At 66.6% G+C, this 16,618-nt stretch carries 17 protein-coding genes; 10 read left to right on the forward strand and 7 right to left on the reverse strand.

The window, feature by feature from the left end:
• Positions 1-100: 100 nt before the first annotated feature.
• Positions 101-1,132 carry a LacI family DNA-binding transcriptional regulator gene (locus AC5P8J_RS08305; protein WP_019659374.1) on the reverse strand — a complete coding sequence of 344 codons (1,032 nt, stop codon included), beginning with the start codon at positions 1,130-1,132 and terminating at the stop codon, positions 101-103.
• 139 nt (positions 1,133-1,271) lie between these two features.
• On the opposite strand from AC5P8J_RS08305, the gene AC5P8J_RS08310 reads away from it, so the two are divergent.
• From AC5P8J_RS08310 to AC5P8J_RS08335, 6 genes are all read left to right on the forward strand, one after another.
• Positions 1,272-1,667, forward strand: coding sequence for a hypothetical protein (locus AC5P8J_RS08310; protein ID WP_058980790.1), 396 nt, complete (start codon positions 1,272-1,274; stop codon positions 1,665-1,667).
• Positions 1,668-1,839: 172 nt separating this feature from the next.
• On the forward strand, positions 1,840-2,412 hold the full coding sequence (locus tag AC5P8J_RS08315; RefSeq protein ID WP_019659372.1) for a single-stranded DNA-binding protein: 573 nt from the start codon (positions 1,840-1,842) through the stop codon (positions 2,410-2,412).
• Positions 2,413-2,614: 202 nt separating this feature from the next.
• Positions 2,615-3,511, forward strand: coding sequence for a hydroxypyruvate isomerase family protein (locus AC5P8J_RS08320; protein ID WP_227853942.1), 897 nt, complete (start codon positions 2,615-2,617; stop codon positions 3,509-3,511).
• 27 nt (positions 3,512-3,538) lie between these two features.
• Positions 3,539-5,224: a GMC oxidoreductase gene (locus AC5P8J_RS08325; RefSeq protein WP_134735498.1), complete on the forward strand. Its 1,686-nt coding sequence runs from the start codon at positions 3,539-3,541 to the stop codon at positions 5,222-5,224.
• Positions 5,224-5,799 (forward strand): gluconate 2-dehydrogenase subunit 3 family protein, encoded by a 576-nt coding sequence (locus AC5P8J_RS08330; RefSeq protein WP_019659369.1) that lies wholly within the window; start codon positions 5,224-5,226, stop codon positions 5,797-5,799. Before AC5P8J_RS08325 ends, AC5P8J_RS08330 begins: the two co-directional genes overlap by 1 nt.
• Positions 5,784-6,557, forward strand: a complete 774-nt coding sequence (locus tag AC5P8J_RS08335; RefSeq protein ID WP_021203064.1) for a 3-keto-disaccharide hydrolase — start codon at positions 5,784-5,786, stop codon at positions 6,555-6,557. Before AC5P8J_RS08330 ends, AC5P8J_RS08335 begins: the two co-directional genes overlap by 16 nt.
• Positions 6,558-6,587: 30 nt before the next feature.
• Here the strand turns inward: AC5P8J_RS08335 and AC5P8J_RS08340 are convergent, their stop codons facing one another.
• The 5 genes from AC5P8J_RS08340 to AC5P8J_RS08360 are packed head-to-tail and all read right to left on the reverse strand — an operon-like array spanning position 6,588 to position 11,220.
• Positions 6,588-6,884, reverse strand: a complete 297-nt coding sequence (locus AC5P8J_RS08340; RefSeq protein WP_019659367.1) for a c-type cytochrome — start codon at positions 6,882-6,884, stop codon at positions 6,588-6,590.
• Positions 6,885-6,902: 18 nt separating this feature from the next.
• Positions 6,903-7,766: a sugar phosphate isomerase/epimerase family protein gene (locus AC5P8J_RS08345; protein ID WP_227853941.1), complete on the reverse strand. Its 864-nt coding sequence runs from the start codon at positions 7,764-7,766 to the stop codon at positions 6,903-6,905.
• Between the two features lie 19 nt (positions 7,767-7,785).
• The gene (locus AC5P8J_RS08350) at positions 7,786-8,910 is read right to left on the reverse strand and encodes a Gfo/Idh/MocA family protein (protein WP_227853940.1); all 1,125 of its coding nucleotides are present in this window, start codon (positions 8,908-8,910) and stop codon (positions 7,786-7,788) included.
• A gap of 12 nt (positions 8,911-8,922) precedes the next feature.
• A complete protein-coding gene (locus AC5P8J_RS08355) occupies positions 8,923-10,140 on the reverse strand; it encodes a nucleoside permease (RefSeq protein WP_019659364.1) in 1,218 nt (405 codons plus the stop codon).
• 27 nt (positions 10,141-10,167) lie between these two features.
• The gene (locus AC5P8J_RS08360; RefSeq protein WP_021203068.1) at positions 10,168-11,220 is read right to left on the reverse strand and encodes a sugar phosphate isomerase/epimerase family protein; all 1,053 of its coding nucleotides are present in this window, start codon (positions 11,218-11,220) and stop codon (positions 10,168-10,170) included.
• Between the two features lie 95 nt (positions 11,221-11,315).
• Between AC5P8J_RS08360 and AC5P8J_RS08365 the strand changes: the two genes are divergently transcribed.
• The 3 genes from AC5P8J_RS08365 (at position 11,316) to AC5P8J_RS08375 (ending at position 14,632) form a co-directional block, all read left to right on the forward strand.
• Positions 11,316-12,323, forward strand: coding sequence for a LacI family DNA-binding transcriptional regulator (locus tag AC5P8J_RS08365; protein ID WP_197575778.1), 1,008 nt, complete (start codon positions 11,316-11,318; stop codon positions 12,321-12,323).
• Positions 12,324-12,437: 114 nt separating this feature from the next.
• The gene (locus AC5P8J_RS08370; RefSeq protein ID WP_019659361.1) at positions 12,438-13,490 is read left to right on the forward strand and encodes a sensor domain-containing diguanylate cyclase; all 1,053 of its coding nucleotides are present in this window, start codon (positions 12,438-12,440) and stop codon (positions 13,488-13,490) included.
• Between the two features lie 116 nt (positions 13,491-13,606).
• On the forward strand, positions 13,607-14,632 hold the full coding sequence (locus tag AC5P8J_RS08375; protein WP_019659360.1) for an AI-2E family transporter: 1,026 nt from the start codon (positions 13,607-13,609) through the stop codon (positions 14,630-14,632).
• Between the two features lie 74 nt (positions 14,633-14,706).
• Here AC5P8J_RS08375 and AC5P8J_RS08380 read toward each other — a convergent pair whose 3' ends face one another.
• Positions 14,707-14,886 (reverse strand): hypothetical protein, encoded by a 180-nt coding sequence (locus AC5P8J_RS08380; RefSeq protein ID WP_227844117.1) that lies wholly within the window; start codon positions 14,884-14,886, stop codon positions 14,707-14,709.
• Between AC5P8J_RS08380 and AC5P8J_RS08385 the strand changes: the two genes are divergently transcribed.
• Positions 14,879-16,537 carry a GGDEF domain-containing protein gene (locus AC5P8J_RS08385; RefSeq protein WP_494539964.1) on the forward strand — a complete coding sequence of 553 codons (1,659 nt, stop codon included), beginning with the start codon at positions 14,879-14,881 and terminating at the stop codon, positions 16,535-16,537. The genes AC5P8J_RS08380 and AC5P8J_RS08385 overlap by 8 nt on opposite strands.
• Positions 16,538-16,618 lie beyond the last annotated feature (81 nt).

Here is a 16,618-nt window from a genome sequence, read left to right on the forward strand (position 1 = left end):
CGCGTTATCCGCGCATCAGCCTCCGTGCGCATCCGCCGTTGGTCATGGGGGAAGAATTCCGCCGTCGCACGTTGAGGCGTGGCGTAAGGCCTGGTGGCGCTTACCGGCGCAGCGACGATTCCCGCACCACCAGCTTCACCGGGATGCTCTGGCTCTGCACCGGCTGTCGGCCGATCAACGCCAGCAGGCGCTCCACCAGCAGCTGGCCGGCCTGCTTGGTGTCCTGCTGGACCGTGGTCAGCGCCGGGGACACCGAGGCCGCCAGCGGGATGTCGTCGAAGCCGGTCACCGCCACGTCCTGCGGCACCCGTAGCCCGGCCTCGCGCAGGGCGCGCATCGCACCGATTGCGATCAGGTCGCTGGCGGCGCAGATCGCATCGATCGGCTCGCCACGCGCCAGCAGCGCCTGGCAGGCCTCCTGGCCGGAAGCCTCGGTGGTGATCGCATCGTGCTGCAGCGCCGGTTCGGCGGCCAGGCCGTGGTCCTGCAGGGCCGCGACGTGGCCGCGGTAGCGTTCCTGGAATTCGGGGTAATGGCTGGAGGCATGGCCGAGGAAGGCGATGCGGCGGCAGCCCTGCTGCAGCAGGTGGGTGGTGATGTCATGCCCGCCCTGGAAGTTGTCGCTGCCGATCGACACGCCCGGCTGGCCGGGCAGGGCGGCGCCCCAGCGCACGAAGTGCGTGCCCTGTTCGACCAGCCGCTGCAGGCGGTCGCGCGATTCGTGGTAGTCGCCGTAGCCGAGCAGGATGATGCCGTCGGCCTTGTTGCTGTCCTCGTAATCGGCCTGCCAGTCGGTGGACAGCTGCTGGAACGAGACCAGCAGGTCCTGCCCGTGCAGCGCGCAGGCGCGGGTGATCGAGCCCAGCATCGAATGGAAGAACGGATTGATCAGCGAATCGTCGTTGGTCGGGTCTTCGAAGAACAGCAGGGCCAGCGTGCCGGCGTTGCGCAGGCGCAGGCTGGAGGCGTTCTTGTCGACCTTGTAGTTCAGCTCGCGGGCGATGCGCAGGATGCGCTCGCGGGTCTCGGCGTTGACCATCGGGCTGCCGCGCAGGGCCCGCGACACGGTTGGCTGGGAGACCCCGGCCAGATGGGCGATGTCCAGGGAGGTGGCTTTGCCTTTGATTGTCATGAGAACGCGGGAGGGGACGGGGGGAAGGGTGCACGGGCATGATGCCATGGGGTGGCTGCCGGCCGTCCTGGCCGTCACTGCTTGTGGCCACGGTCGCGGTCGTGCGACGGTCAACACCATAGCCTGATGGAGCCAAGCGGTGACCTTTCGCCTGTACCCGGGTGTCCCCGACGATTTCGAGGCGCGGATCCGCATCCTTGCGCCAGAGGAGGGTGGGCGTCGCAGCCCGGCCCGGAACGGTATCCGCTGGGACTTTGCCTACGCCGATGACGCCGGGGCGCCAGAGCTGTTCATGATCTGGCCCGACTTCCGTCACGCCGAGGGCGACAGCTGGGCGACCGAGCTGCCGCTGCCGGTGGGCGAGCCCCTGTTGGCCGGCCTGACCGTGGTCAATGAGGTGCTCAGGGCGGGGCTGCACCGGGAGCGTATCCGGCCCGGCGTGCGCTTCCACTGCCATGAAGGGCCCAGGGTGGTGGCGGTGGGGGAGGTCACACGGGTCACCGGCTTGCTGCTGGATCGCCCCCTGCTTCGTTGAGGTCGGTTCCGACCCGGATCGGCCGGATTCCCGACGGGCCGGGGGCGAAGGGAATGGTAAGATGCCTCGTTCCGATATCCCCCCCATTCGCAACCGCGGGAGGTCCAGCGTATCGGCACCCCGTCGGGTGTGCTATCACTGGTCCAGCCCCGGACAACGGAAGAATCCATCTATGGCGCGCGGCATCAACAAAGTCATCCTGGTCGGCAATCTCGGCAACGACCCGGACGTGAAGTACACCCAGAGCGGCATGGCGATCACCCGCATCAGCCTGGCCACCACCAGCGTCCGCAAGGACAAGGATGGCAACCAGCAGGAGCGCACCGAATGGCACCGCGTGGTGTTCTTCGGCAAGCTCGGCGAGATCGCCGGCGAGTACCTGCGCAAGGGCAGCTCGGTCTACGTCGAAGGCAGCCTGCGCTACGACAAGTACACCGGCCAGGACGGCGTGGAGAAGTACTCCACCGACATCATCGCCGATGAAATGCAGATGCTGGGCGGCCGCGGTGAAGGCGGCGGCGGTGGCGGTGGCGGCAACTACGGCGGCGATCGTCCGCAGCGCCAGCAGGCGCCGCGCCAGGAGTACGGCGGCGGCGGTGGTCAGCGCGGCGGCCAGGGCGGTGGCTATGGCAACCAGGGCGGCAACCAGGGCGGCGGTTACGGCAACCAGGGCGGCAACCAGCGCCCGCAGCCGCAGCAGGCGCCGCCGATGGACGACTTCGCTGACGACGATATTCCGTTCTGATCGGACGCTCGCCTGCAGCAGAAAAGAAAGCCCCGCTCATGCGGGGCTTTTCTTTGTCCGCGATTGCTACGGAGTTGTGCCCCGCAGCATTGAATTTTCGTGCACCGCAACTTGCAAGCATCCAATTTCCTCCCCTATGGTGCAATCGATTGCATTGCTGTGAATCGTTGCGTTTGATACCGGTTGGGAGGCCGGAAGGTGGATGTCCATCCATTCGATCAGACCGGCTCCTTCGAGGGGGCTCACGCGGCGCGATGCGCTGCGCATGGCGGTTGCTGGAGGCGTAGCTCTGGGTACTGCGGGAGCGTTGCCTGCATTCGCCACCACTGCACCGCTGAAGGGCAACCTGAAGCAGGCCGTGGCCCGCTGGACCTTCCCGCAGCTGTCAGTTGCCCAGCTCTGCGCGACGGTGAAGGACATCGGCTTTGCCGCGATCGACCTGGTCGGCCCCGAAGACTGGCCCACGCTGAAGGCCCATGGCGTCTACAGCTCGATGTGCAACGGCGCGGAGCTGGGCCTTACCAAGGGCTTTGCCGGCCGTGAGTTCCACGACCAGCTGGTAGAGCGCTACACGCGGCACATCGATCTGGTGGCCGATGCCGGTTACCGGAATCTCATCTGCTTCTCTGGCAACCGCAACGGTATGGACCCGCATGACGGCATGGCCAATGCCGAGGCTGGCCTCAAGCGCATCCTCGGGCATGCCGAGAAGCGCGGTGTGGTGCTGGTGATGGAGCTGCTCAACTCCGAGGTCGATCACCGCGACTACCTGTGCGACCACTCGGCCTGGGGCGTGGAGCTGTGCCAGCGGCTCGGCTCGGACAACTTCGGCCTGCTGTACGACATCTACCACATGCAGATCATGGAGGGCGACATCATCGCCACCATCGGCAAGCATCACGCCTGCTTCAAGCACTACCACACCGCAGGCGTGCCTGGCCGGCATGAGATCGGAGACCAGCAGGAGCTGAACTATGCAGCGATCTGCCGCGCGATCCGCGACACCGGTTTCAAGGGGTATCTGGCGCAGGAGTTCACGCCTGCCGCGCCCGATCCCGTTGCCTCATTGCGCGAGGCGATCCGCCTCTGCGACGTCTGAAACGATATCCACCCAGGTGAGAGACCCATGGCAGATAATCACTACGACGCCATTGTTGTTGGCTCGGGAATCAGTGGCGGCTGGGCAGCGAAGGAGCTGACCGAGAAGGGCCTGAAGGTCCTGATGCTGGAACGCGGGCGCAACATCGAGCACGTCAAGGACTACGTCAACGCGATGAAGGAGGCGTGGGATTTCCCGCACCGCAACCGGCCAACGCAGGCAATGAAGGCCGCGTTCCCGGTGCTGATGCGCGACTACGGGCTGGCTGAGAACCTGGAAGGGATGTGGGCCAACGAGCAGGACTCGCCCTACATCGAGACCAAGCGCTTCGACTGGTTCCGTGGCTACCACGTCGGTGGTCGTTCCTTGATGTGGGGGCGGCAGAGCTATCGCTTCTCCGATCTGGATTTCGAGGCCAACCTCAAGGACGGCATCGCCACCGATTGGCCAATCCGCTATGCCGACATCGCGCCGTGGTACGACCATGTAGAGAGGTTCGCCGGCATTGCGGGCACGCGCGAAGGACTGGACGTGTTGCCGGACGGCGAATTCCTGCCGCCGATTCCCTTGAACATCGTCGAGAAGGATGTGGCCGCGCGGATCAAGAAGGCCTTCGGCGGCACGCGGCACATGATCCACTCGCGCACTGCCAACATTACCCAGCCGATGCCCGAGCAGGGCCGCGTGAACTGCCAGTACCGCAACAAGTGCATCCTGGGCTGTCCCTTCGGTGCCTATTTCTCGACCCAGTCGGCGACGCTGCCGGCGGCGATGAAGACCGGCAACCTGACGCTGCGGCCGTTCTCGATCGTCAAGGAAGTGCTCTACGACAAGGACCGCAAGCGTGCGCGTGGCGTGGAGGTGATCGACGCCGAAACCGGGCAGACCTACCAGTACACCGCCAAGGTCATCTTCCTCAACGCGTCGTCGTTCAACTCCACCTGGCTGCTGATGAATTCGGCGACCGACGTCTGGGACGGGGGACTGGGTTCTTCGTCGGGTGAGCTGGGGCACAACGTGATGGACCATCATTTCGGTGCGGGCGCCTCGGGCCGGGTCGAGGGCTACGAAGACAAGTACTACTTCGGCCGCCGGCCCTGCGGCTTCTACATTCCGCGTTTCCGCAATGTCGCGTCCGACAAGCGCGGCTACCTGCGCGGGTTCGGTTACCAGGGCGGTGCCAGCCGCACCGGCTGGTCGCGCGAGATCGCCGAGCTGAACATCGGTGCCGACCTGAAGGAGGCGCTGACCGTGCCGGGCGACTGGCGCATCGGCATGACCGGGTTCGGTGAAATGCTGCCGCACCACGACAATGCGATCCGCCTGGACCGCAACCGCAAGGACAAGTGGGGGCTGCCGGTGCTGGCGATGGATGTGTCCATGCGTGCCAACGAACTGGCGATGCGCAAGGACATGGCCGCCGATGCCGCCGAGATGCTGGAGGCGGCCGGGGTCAAGGACGTGAAGATGCACGACAACGACTATGCCCCGGGCAAGGGCATCCATGAGATGGGGACCGCGCGCATGGGACGTGATCGGAAGAGCTCGGTGTTGAATGCACACAACCAGGTCTGGGATGCGCCCAATGTCTATGTGACCGACGGTGCCTGCATGACTTCCAGCGCCTGCGTGAATCCCTCGCTGACGTACATGGCGTTGACGGCCCGTGCGGCCGACCATGCGGTGCGCGAACTGAAAGCGGGGAACTTCTGATGGATCGCCGCGAACTGCTGAAGATGATCGTCGCCGCCACCGGTGCGGCCATGGTTGGCCTGCCGGCGCTGGTGCAAGGGCAGGCGCCGGCCGCGGGGGCGATGCCCGCGTTCACCGATGCCGATATCGGCACGCTGGACGAGATCGCCGAGACCATCCTGCCGCGGACCCGGACACCCGGGGCGAAGGACGCGGGCGCCGGTGCCTTTATGGCGACGTTCGTCAGCGACTGCTACACCGCTCGCCAGCAGGCGGTGTTCCGTGCCGGCCTGGCCGACATCGACAAGCGTGCCGGTGGCCGCTTCCTGTCGCTCACGCCGGAGGCACGCACCGCGTTGCTGCGTACCCTGGATGCCGAAGCCAAGGCGCGCAATGCCGATGTGACCGAGACCGGTACGCCAGAAGAAGGCGAGGCGATGCCGCATTACTTCACGATGATCAAGCAACTGGCCATCTTCGGCTTCTTCACCTCCAAGGTCGGTGCGACCGGGGTGCTGCAATACGTCGCTGTGCCGGGACGTTACGACGGCGACCTTGCCTACGTTCCCGGTACGCCTGCATGGGGGACCAGCTGATGGACGACACCTGGATGATCCGCGCTCTGCTGGGCACCGCCGGCCTGCTTGCCGCTGCGACGGCATTCGCACAGGACGGTGCCGATGCTGCGCGTGACCCGAAAAAGACCGAGGTGTGGACGCCGGTGCCTGCGGTGGTGGCCACGCCACCGGGCAAGGCACCGTCGGACGCCATCGTGCTGTTCGATGGCAAGGATGTCTCGGCCTGGGAGGCGGAGCAGGGAGGGCGTGTACCCTGGAAGGTTGCCGATGGCGCCATGACCGTCGTTCCGGGCAGCAAGGGCATCCGCACCAGGCAACGCTTCTGCGATATCCAGCTGCATGTCGAATGGCGTACCCCCACCGAGACGAAAGGCTTCGACGGCCAGAACCGGGGCAACAGCGGCATCTTCCTGCAGGAACTGTATGAGTTGCAGGTGCTCGACAGCTACCACAACCCGACGTATGCCAACGGCCAGGCGGGGTCGATCTACAAGCAGGCGATGCCGTTGGTGAACGCCTCGCGCGCACCGGGGCAGTGGCAGGCCTACGACATCATCTGGAAGGGACCGCGCTTCTCTCCGGGCGGTGGGCTGCTCTCGCCGGCGCGCATCACGGTGCTGCACAACGGTGTTCTGGTGCAGGACGATACGGCTGTGGCGGGCAGGACCGAGTACATCGGTCCTCCCTCCTACTCACCGCACGGATGTGCGCCGCTCTATCTGCAGGAGCATGACTCCAGGGTCAGCTACCGCAACATCTGGGTGCGCGAACTGTAGCGGCACGCGGCCGGCGTGGTCGCCGGCCGCCTACTTCGCCAGATAGCTGGCGAGGTCGTCGATCTCCTGCTGCGACAGCTGGGCAAAGGGCGGCATCAATCCTCCGCCCTTCCTGATCTTGTCCTTGACCTGGGCGGGCTGAAGCCGCTTGCCGACGTCGGTAAGCGCCGGGAAGGTCGGCGGTACGCCGGCGCGTTCAGCACCGTGGCAGGCAGTGCAGTGCTGGGCGTAGAGCTTCGCGCCGGCGGCCGGGTCGTCCTTGGCCCACGTTGCCGTCGCAACGCTCATGCCGCCCAGGGCGACGGCCACTGCCAGGATCATTTTCATGTGGGGCTCCTTCACGCGTCAGTGCTGTGCACGGGCGGGCACGTTGGCCGGCAGGTGTTCACGCAGGTAGTCCGCGCCGGCCTGGATGACCTTGGCCGGATCGCGTGGCTGGTCGTGTTCGACGATGTACCACTGCACGCCAGCGGTGGCGGCGGCCGGCAGGATCGCGTTCCAGTCCAGCACGCCCTGGCCGACCGCAGCGAAACCACCTTCGTCTTCGGCCTGGCCCTTGGGTGCATTGTCCTTGGCGTGTACCGCAAAAACGTGACCGCGGAACTTGCCAAGCATCACCGCCGGGTCCAGTCCCGCTCGCGCGACCCAGGCCAGGTCCAGTTCGGTCTTCAGATCGGGTCCGGCCGCTGCGAAAAGCAGCTCCAGCCCGGTCTGACCGTCGAAGTCGGCCAGCTCGAAATCGTGGTTGTGATAGGCCAGCTGCATGCCCTTGACGCGCACCTGTCTGGCGATCCGGCCCAGCTCCTGGCCCAATGCGGTCCAGCCGGCGGCATCGCGCGGACGGTCCTTCTGGTCCAGGTAGGGCACCACCAGTGTGGTGTTGCCGATCGAGCGGTTGAAGGCCACCACGCCATCGAGGTTGTCGCGCAGCTCGGCCAGCTGCACGTGCGACGAAACCGCCCTGATCGAGTACCCGTCCAGCAGTCGCTTCAGTTCCGGAGCGCTGACGTTCTGCGTTCCGACGGTCTCCACCGCACGCACGCCCGCGTCGTGGACGATTTTCAGCTGCTGGTCGAGCGAGCCTGCATTGCGCAGGGTGTACATCTGCACCGCGATCGGCTTCTGCGTGGTGGCCGCTTCGTCTGCGAAGGCGGGCAGGGCAGCGAGCAGCAGGATGAGACCTGTACTTCTACGGAAAAGAGCTTTCATCAACAGTTCCTCCCGGGATTCAACCGATGGCGGTCCAGGCGCGTGACCTGGCCGATGCAATGACGCGATCGACGATCCGCGCCGAGCGCAGGCCGTCTTCGAAGGTGGGCAGGCCTTCGAAGCGCTCGCCGTCAACGGCACGATAGGTGTCGGCGACGAACGCTTCGAAGCAGTGGCCGTAGCCCTGGGCATGCCCCGCTGGCAGCGGCGACAACCGGCGCTGTTCGGCACTGCCGGCACCCGGGCCGCGCACGAAGATTTCCTCGCGCTGCTCGGGCCGGCCGATCCACAGCCGCTCGGCATCCTCCTGGTTGAACGCCACGCTCGCATTGGCGCCATCGATCTCGAACCAGAGCCGGTTGTGGCGTCCGGCCGAGACCTGGCTGACCGTCAATGACGCCAGCGTGCCGGCGCCGGTCCTGAACATCGCTGCGGCCACGTCCTCGCTCTCGACCGCCTGCCTTGCGCCGCCTGTCGCCGGCGTGCTGAAGCTCTGGCCAGTGGTGGCGCTGCGCTCGGCGATGACCGTGGCGAACGCCGCGCTCGCTTCGGTGAAGCGTTCGCCACTGACCCATTCCACCAGGTCACACCAGTGCGAGCCGATGTCGGCGAACACGCGCGACGCGCCGCCCAGCGCCGGGTCAACCCGCCAGTTGTTGCTGGCCGGGTCCAGCAGCCAGTCCTGCAGGTAGCTGCCATGGATCAGGTGCAACGGCCCAAGTTCACCCTGCGCGATGCGTGCACGCGCCTCGCGGACCACCGGGTGGTAGCGGTAGACGAAGGGGACGGTGGCAACCAATCCGGTCGAGGCAGCCAGCGCCGCGAGCGCCCGTGCATCGTCCACCGTCGTCGCCAACGGTTTCTCGCAGATCACGTGCTTGCCGGCTTCCAGCGCGGCCTGCGCCATCACGCGGTGCAGGTGGTTGGGCGTGCAGATGTGCACGACCTGCACCTGGGGGTCAGCGACGACGTCATCGATATCGCGATAGGCGTGCGGGACATTCCACGCGTGTGCCACCTCGCTCGCGCGCTGCGGCGACGAGGCCAGTACGCCGCGTACCGCGGCGCCCGCCAGCAGTGCCGCGCGGCGATGCACCGCGCCGATCATGCCGGTACCAACGATGGCGATTCCAAGGTGGGGCATCGTCCGGTCTCCTCAGGGTGTGTACGGCGCTGCAGCAGCTGCCGGGCGGTCGCGGAACAGCAGCAGGAAGGCGATCAGCACCACCAGTGCAACACCGGCCGGGAACAACCAGATCTGTTGCCAGTCCGGGCCTGCTGCGGTGGTGAAGTGCTCCACTACGGCACCGGACAGGAAGGTGCCGATCAGCATGCCCACGCCGTAGGTGGCCAGGGTGATGAAGCCCTGTGCGCTGCTGCGCGCGGCGGGGCCGGCATGGGCGTCGGTGTAGATCTGGCCGGTGACGAAGAAGAAGTCGTAGCAGATGCCGTGCAGCACGATGCCGATCACCAGCAGCGGGAAGCCGCTGCCCGCATCGCCGAAGGCGAACAGGGCGTAGCGCACCACCCAGGCGGCCATGCCGACCGCCAGCATGGTCTTCACCCCCAGCCGCACGAACAGGAAGGGCATGGCCAGCATCAGCAGCACTTCGGACACCTGGCCCAGCGACTGCAGGCCGGCGGCGCCCTGCACACCCAGATCGTTGAGATACGGATTGGTGAAGTTGTAGTAGAACGACAGCGGAATGCAGATGGCGATGGAGGCCAGGAAGAACACCAGATAGGCACGCGATTTCAGCAGCCGCAACGAATCCAGCCCCAGGATCTGTCCCAGCCCGGCCTCGCGCTGCTGCGCCAGTGGTGGCGTGTGCGGCAGGGTGAACGCATACAGGCCCAGCACCAGCGATGCCGCAGCCGCCATCCGGAACGTCAGTTCAAGCCGATGCGCCTGTTCCCAGCCCAGCCAGCCGATCAGCACGCCTGCGACGATCCAGCCGACGCTGCCGGCCACGCGTACCAGCGGGAACTGCTTCTCCGGCGATTGCATGTGCCGCATCGCCACGCTGTTGGCCAGGGCCAGCGTCGGCATGAACAGCAGCATGTAGCCCATGACGCACGCGGAAAACACGCTGAAACTGGTGGCGGTGGAAGCCAGCCACATCAGCACCGCGCCAGCCAGGTGCAGTACTGCCAGGATGCGCTGCGCCGCGAAATAGCGGTCCGCGATCAGGCCGACCAGGAAGGGTGCCACGATGGCGCCGATGGACTGGCTGAGGAACGCGGTTGCCACTTGGCTCGCGCTGGCCTGCAAGGGGCCCTGCACAAGGTACGTCCCCAGGGTGACGAACCACGCCCCCCAGATGAAGAACTGCAGAAACATCATCGCGCCCAGGCGCGACATCGCGTGCGTCATGGCTTGCCCTCCCGGGGCGGAAATGGTTCAGATTCCCAGCATGCGGTGAAGTGATTCCAGATCCGTGCCGCTCCCGGCAAAATCGTCGAAGGCGCGTTCGGTTACATGGATGATGTGATCGCGGATGAAGGCGGCGCCCTCGCGTGCACCGTCTTCCGGGTGCTTCAGGCAGCACTCCCATTCCAGTACCGCCCAGCCCGGGAAGTCGTACTGCGCGAATCTGGAGAAGATCGCCTTGAAGTCGATCTGGCCATCACCGAGTGAACGGAACCGGCCCGGGCGATCGATCCAGTCCTGGTAGCCGCCATACACGCCGCTGCGCGCGCTGGGCCGGTACTCCGCGTCCTTCACGTGGAAGACGCCGATGCGCGCGTGGTAGCGATCGATGAAACCGAGGTAGTCCATCTGCTGCAGCAGCAGGTGGCTGGGGTCGTACAGGATCTTCGCGCGCGGGTGGTGATCGACCACGTCAAGGAAGCGCTCGAAGGTTGCGCCATCGTGCAGGTCCTCGCCCGGGTGGAGCTCGAAGCACAGGTCCACGCCACAGGTGTCGAAGACATCCAGGATCGGTCGCCAGCGGCGGCCGAGTTCGGCGAAGGCTTCTTCCACCAGGCCCGGCGGGCGCTGCGGCCACGGATAGAAATAGGGCCAGGCCAGTGCGCCGGAGAAGGTGGCATGCGCGGCCAGCCCCAGGCGCTGGCTGGCCTGAGCCGCCAGCCGCAGCTGCTCCACCGCCCACGCCTGGCGCGCCGGCGGGTTGCCGCGCACGTTCGCCGGGGCGAATCCGTCGAACAGGCTGTCGTAGGCAGGATGGACCGCGACCAGCTGCCCCTGCAGATGGGTAGACAATTCGGTGATCTGAAGGCCGTAACCGGCCAGCATGCCGGCAATATCGTCGCAGTACGCCTGGCTGCGTGCCGCCTCGGCCAGATCGAACAGGCGGGGCGCGGAGGTGGGAACTTGTACGCCAGAATAGCCCAGACCCGCGGCCCATCCGGCCAGCGTGTCCAGCCGATCAAAAGGAGCTGTGTCGCCGATGAACTGCGCCAGGAACAGCGCTGGACCCTTGAGCGTCTTCAACGTGATTCGCCCTCGATGCAATCGATTGCATTATCCTAGCAGGGGCGCACGCAGGACCTGTTGTGCACTGCACAGCGGACGGGAGAACTAACGCCATGGCCACCATCTACGACATCGCAAAGCACGTCGGCGTCTCCGCCGGCACGGTGTCGCGGGCACTGTCCCGGCCGGACAAGGTCCTGCCGGCCACCCGTGCGCGCATCGAGCAGGCGGCCGCCGCGCTGGGCTATGTGCCCAACACGGTGGCGCGCACGCTCAAGACCCACCGCAGCGGCAAGATCCTGGTCACCGTCCCGGACATTGCCAATCCGTTCTTCGCCCAGATCCTGCAGGGCGCGGAGGACGCAGCGCAGGCGGTCGGCTACGCGGTCCTGCTGGGGGATACCCAGCATCAACCGGACCGCGAGGAGCGCTACGCGCAGATGCTCCGGCGCAACGAGGCCGACGGCATGATCGTGCTGGGGCATCGCCTGCCACCTACGGCGCGTGACATCGTTGAGCAAAGCGGTTCCGCCGCGCCGGTGGTCAACGGCTGTGAATTCGATCCCGCACTGGGGATTCCCAGCGTCCACATCGACAATGCCGCCGCCGCGCGCACGGTGATGGAACACCTGTATGGACTGGGACACGAACGGATCGCGGTGGTGGGAGGACCCCCCGACAATCCGCTGCACCAGCAACGGATGGAAGGGGTCCGGGCGGCGGGCAAGGCGCGTGGGCGCCTGCGCCAGCTGAACATCATGCCGGGTGACTTTTCGGTGGAGTCCGGCCATGCAGCTGCGATGTCGATGTTGGCCGTCGCGCCGGTGCCGACTGCGGTCTTCTGTTTCAGCGACCAGATGGCGTTGGGCACTCTCGCTGCCTGCCGGGAGCTGGGCATCCGCGTGCCGGAGGACCTGTCCATCGTCGGCTTTGACGACCTGGCCTCCTCGCGCTACCTCACGCCGCCGCTGACGACGATCAGGCAGCCGATGCGGCAGATTGGCGAGCGCGCGGTCAACCTGCTGCTCGCCATCATCGAACAGGTCGATGTGCCGCTGCAGCAGACGCTGGAGTTCAGCTTCATGCTGCGCGGTTCCACGGCGGCCCCCAGGGGCGGGTGAACACGGCGCCACGGGGCGCCGCCTTGATCCCGAATTGACGCGAACCTGTCAGACTCACCGGCAGCCAGCCCGGCAAGGGCCGTAGCAGCAGGTGCGATCGCGCAGGAGGGGGCAATGCCATTCTTCACCGATTCGGCGGAAGGCGCGGTCGAAGGCATTGGCGCGGCACGTCGCATCGGCTGGATGCGTTTTGTCGGCAATGGACTGGGGGCGATCCCCATCGCGTCGATCATCCTCGAACGGCAGAATGGCGGATGGGCGTGGGTCCTGCTGCTGCTCAACGCGCTGGCGTGGCCCGCGCTGGCGCTGCTGCTGACCCGGCGCTCCCGCCAGCCGGCGCGCGTCCAGTTCCGCTGCATGGTGGCCGATTCCCTGTTCGGCGGCGGCTGGATCGCATTCATGGCGCTCAGTGCCGTGCCCAGCGCGCTGTTTGCCGCGCTGCTGGTGGCCGACAAGATCGCAGCCGGTGGCGTGCGCCTGGCGACGCGCGCCACGTTGGCGCTGCTGCTGGGCTTCGCACTCACCTGGTGGGCGCTCGGCTTCCCATTCCAGCCGGTGACCTCGCAACGCACGATCATGCTGAGCATCCCGTTCCTGTTCGTGTATGGCATCGGGCTGAGCATTCTCAGCTGGCAGCTGGCCCGTCGGGTGAAATCGCAGAACCGCCAGTTGAAGCGGCTGAGCCGGATGGACCCGCTGGTGGAGCTGGCCAACCGCGGCTTCCTGATCGTCCGCGCTCAGCAGGCACTGGACAAGGCGCAGGGTCAGGGTGGTTTCGCCTGCCTGCTGATGCTTGATGTGGATGACTTCAAGCGCATCAATGACTCGCATGGTCATCGTGCCGGGGACGAAGTGCTGCGCCATATCGCGTCCACCTTGCGCGCCTTCGCCCGGCCCGGTGATACCCCTGCGCGGCTGGGAGGCGACGAGTTCGTGGTGCTGCTGCACGACTGTGCGCCCATCGATGCGATGCAGGTGGCCGAGCGGGTCCGCCTGCACCTGCTGGAAGCAGCACGGCAGGCAACACCGGGCATCGAGTTCAGCGTCAGCATCGGCATCGCGGCAACGCCGCGCGGTGGCAGCGTCGAGGACTGGCTGGCACTGGCCGACCGTGCGCTCTACCACGCCAAGCGCCAGGGCAAGAACAACGCCAGCTATGGCGAATAGTGGGCCGGGGGCGGTGGGCATACCGCAGAACGAGGGCGTAGCGCTCGTCCATGCTGTACCCGGAATCATCGCCACCAATCCTCTACCATGGGCCACCCCGCCCGGACGCACCGCCCATGCAAGACGCCCTCGTTGCACAGCCCAAGCCCCCCGTTGCGCGGATCGCGGCGTGGTTGATGATGTTGCTGGGCATGTGGCTGGCGTTGAAGCTGGGCCTGGTGGTGACCCTGCTGTCGGGGCTGCTGGTGTTCCAGCTGACCCACGTGCTGGCCTCCACCGTGGAAGGCAAGCTGCCGCCGGGACGAGCGCGGGCGATCGCGGTGATCGTATTGTCGGCCATCATCATCAGCGCGCTGGTGCTGGCCGGGATCGGCGTGGCCTCGTTCTTCCGCAATGAGACCGGCGGCCCGGACGCGCTGCTGGCGCGCCTGATGGAGATCCTCAATACCTCGCGGCACCAGGTGCCGGCGCTGCTGCAACCCTACATTCCCGAAGACATGCCGGCGCTGCGCGCGGCGCTGAACGACTGGGCCGCCGAGCACCAGCGCCAGCTGGGCGTGGCCGGTACCTCGGTGGTGCAGGTGGGCGTGCGCGTACTGATCGGCATGGTGCTGGGGGCGATGATCGCGCTGTACGACGAACTTCCCGTGCCCAAGATGGGGCCGTTGGCGCAGGAGCTGATCGGGCGCACCAGCCGCCTGGCCACCGCATTCCGCCAGGTGGTGTTCGCACAGGTGAAGATCTCGCTGCTCAACACCGTGTTCACCGCGATCTTCCTGCTGGGCGTGCTGCCGCTGTTCGGTGTGCACCTGCCGCTGTCCAAGACCCTGGTGTTGATCACCTTCGTCGCCGGCCTGCTGCCGGTGGTGGGCAACATCATTTCCAACACGATCATCACCATCGTTGCGCTGTCTGTCTCGTTCTACGTGGCAGTGGCGGCGCTGCTGTACCTGATCGTGATCCACAAGCTGGAGTACTTCCTCAATGCGCGCATCGTCGGCGGTGAAATCCAGGCCCGCGCCTGGGAGCTGCTGCTGGCCATGCTGGTGATGGAGGCGGCGTTCGGCCTGCCCGGCCTGGTGGCGGCGCCGGTGTTCTATGCCTACGTGAAGCGCGAACTGGTCGACCAGCGCTGGATCTGACCCGGCGTAACCTGTCGCATCTGATCGGCTGGCGTCGGGGCGCCGGCATTGTCGGCGCGTTCGCGCGCGCTGCGCTATATCGCCCCTCGCGGATCGGGCGGCACTGGCTTGGCGCCGCCGGAGCCGGTCGCTACAGTGAGCCGCACTTCAGGGGAATTCTGCATGGCCGGCAAGGTATCGCCCATCAGGTTGCGGACCTGGGTCTGGATCCTGGCTGGGCTGTTTGTCGTGTGCACATTGCCGTTGATGGCCATCGCCCTGGTCCAGGGAACACTGCGCTACACCGACGCCGAAGGCAACCTGGCCAGCCTGCGGCAGCTGCGGCAGACCTTCGATCTTGCCAACCTGGCTTCGGCCGAGCGAGGCCCGGCCAACAGCCTGCTGGGGGCTGACCCGGCCGATGCCGCCGAACAGGCACGGCTGGCTGCGCAGCTGGCCGTCGCACGCCAGCGGGTCGACACTGCCCTGCTGCAGCTGGAGACCGTGTTCAAGGATGACCCGGGCGTGTACGACGAGCATCGGCTGCTGGCCAGCGCGCAGCGTCGCCTGAAGTCGGCGCGGGCTGCGGTCGATCATGTCGCGGCGCAACCGCATGACGCACGCCGTGTGGAGGAGGTGGAGCGTGCGATCAGCGGCATGTTCGCGGTGGTTGATCGCCTGCATCTGCTGACCTCGGCGCAGATCAACGCGCTGGTCAGTGCCGACCGTGAGGCGGCGATTCCGGCAATGCAGGGCCAGCTGTTGTTCGATCTTCGCGAGCATGGTGGCCGCCTGGCCTCGAACGTGATGGCGCCGGTGGCGGTACCGGGGGCGTGGCGCGAGGAACAGGTGCGCGCTGCGCTGCAGACCGAGGGCCGCCTGCTGGAGCTGTGGCGGTTGGCGATCAGCCACGAGTCGGTGTTCCGCAGCGACCCGGAATTGTCCTGGCACTGGGACATGGCGCGGCGGCAGCTCTTCGGTGAGTCACTGCCGATGATCGAGCAGCTGATCGAGGATGGCCGCCGTGGCGTGCCGCCGTCGTGGACCGCCGCCGCGTTCACCAATCGCTACGTGCCGACCCTGCAGTCACTGGAGGCGCTGCGCGATGGCTACCTGAGCGTGTCCATCGCACGCTTCGAACGTAGTCGCAACCGTGAGGCCATGCGCCTGGCCGTGCTGGTGGCGACCGCGCTGGGCACGCTGGTGGTGCTGGGCATGGCCCTGCGCATTGCCCACCTGCAGATCCTGCAGCCACTGCTGCAGGCGCAGCAGCAGGTGATCCAGCTTGCCTCGGATACCCCCGGTCCGGAGGAGAATGTCACCCACCCGCTGGCCGAGATGCAGCGCCTGTTCGATGCCATCGAAGTGCTGCGCGAGAAATCGCGCGAGCGTTCGGCGTTGACCAGCGAGCTGCGCCAGCTGGCCGGTACCGACCAACTGACCGGGCTGTTGAATCGGCGCGCGCTGGATGAGGTGGTGCAGCTGAGACATGCGGGGGGCGAGGCAAGCGCCGTGGTGATCCTGCTGGACGTGGATCGCTTCAAGGCCATCAACGATGGCCATGGCCATGAAGCCGGCGACGAAGTGCTGGTGCAGGTGGCGCAGTTGCTGCGGCACCACCTGCGGCGCAGCGACAACATCGCCCGCTATGGGGGCGAGGAGTTCCTGGTGCTGCTGGCCGACGGTGATCTGGCCGGCGGGCGCCAGCTGGCTGAATCATTGCGATTGGCGCTTCAGCAGATGGACATCGCGCTGGCCGGGGGCATCGTGCTGCGCGTGACCGCCAGTTTCGGGGTGGCCAAGGGCGGCACCGATGCGCTGGGCTGGCGCAGCCTGCTGCGTGCCGCCGATGCGGCCATGTACCAGGCCAAGGCACAGGGGCGTGACCGGGTACGGGTGGCGGGGGACGGTCGCATCACGCGCTGATGGCACGCGTCAGCCAATGCGTGCATGCACCCGTCGCAGCGTCTGCAGGATCGCCCGACGCGCGGGCGTGCAGCTGCTGCA

The organism is Stenotrophomonas sp. YJH_SMC_37 (assembly GCF_059370035.1).

Excerpts from the sequence above, each read along its gene's own strand:
- AC5P8J_RS08320 (WP_227853942.1), top strand. The coding sequence starts at position 2,615 with ATGTCCATCCATTCGATCAGACCGGCTCCTTCGAGGGGGCTCACGCGG.
- AC5P8J_RS08305 (WP_019659374.1), bottom strand. The coding sequence starts at position 1,132 with ATGACAATCAAAGGCAAAGCCACCTCCCTGGACATCGCCCATCTGGCC.
- AC5P8J_RS08315 (WP_019659372.1), top strand. The coding sequence starts at position 1,840 with ATGGCGCGCGGCATCAACAAAGTCATCCTGGTCGGCAATCTCGGCAAC.
- AC5P8J_RS08370 (WP_019659361.1), top strand. The coding sequence starts at position 12,438 with ATGCCATTCTTCACCGATTCGGCGGAAGGCGCGGTCGAAGGCATTGGC.
- AC5P8J_RS08330 (WP_019659369.1), top strand. The coding sequence starts at position 5,224 with ATGGATCGCCGCGAACTGCTGAAGATGATCGTCGCCGCCACCGGTGCG.
- AC5P8J_RS08340 (WP_019659367.1), bottom strand. The coding sequence starts at position 6,884 with ATGAAAATGATCCTGGCAGTGGCCGTCGCCCTGGGCGGCATGAGCGTT.
- AC5P8J_RS08365 (WP_197575778.1), top strand. The coding sequence starts at position 11,316 with ATGGCCACCATCTACGACATCGCAAAGCACGTCGGCGTCTCCGCCGGC.
- AC5P8J_RS08350 (WP_227853940.1), bottom strand. The coding sequence starts at position 8,910 with ATGCCCCACCTTGGAATCGCCATCGTTGGTACCGGCATGATCGGCGCG.
- AC5P8J_RS08380 (WP_227844117.1), bottom strand. The coding sequence starts at position 14,886 with ATGGCCATCAACGGCAATGTGCACACGACAAACAGCCCAGCCAGGATC.
- AC5P8J_RS08325 (WP_134735498.1), top strand. The coding sequence starts at position 3,539 with ATGGCAGATAATCACTACGACGCCATTGTTGTTGGCTCGGGAATCAGT.
- AC5P8J_RS08345 (WP_227853941.1), bottom strand. The coding sequence starts at position 7,766 with ATGAAAGCTCTTTTCCGTAGAAGTACAGGTCTCATCCTGCTGCTCGCT.
- AC5P8J_RS08355 (WP_019659364.1), bottom strand. The coding sequence starts at position 10,140 with ATGACGCACGCGATGTCGCGCCTGGGCGCGATGATGTTTCTGCAGTTC.
- AC5P8J_RS08375 (WP_019659360.1), top strand. The coding sequence starts at position 13,607 with ATGCAAGACGCCCTCGTTGCACAGCCCAAGCCCCCCGTTGCGCGGATC.
- AC5P8J_RS08335 (WP_021203064.1), top strand. The coding sequence starts at position 5,784 with ATGGGGGACCAGCTGATGGACGACACCTGGATGATCCGCGCTCTGCTG.
- AC5P8J_RS08385 (WP_494539964.1), top strand. The coding sequence starts at position 14,879 with ATGGCCATCGCCCTGGTCCAGGGAACACTGCGCTACACCGACGCCGAA.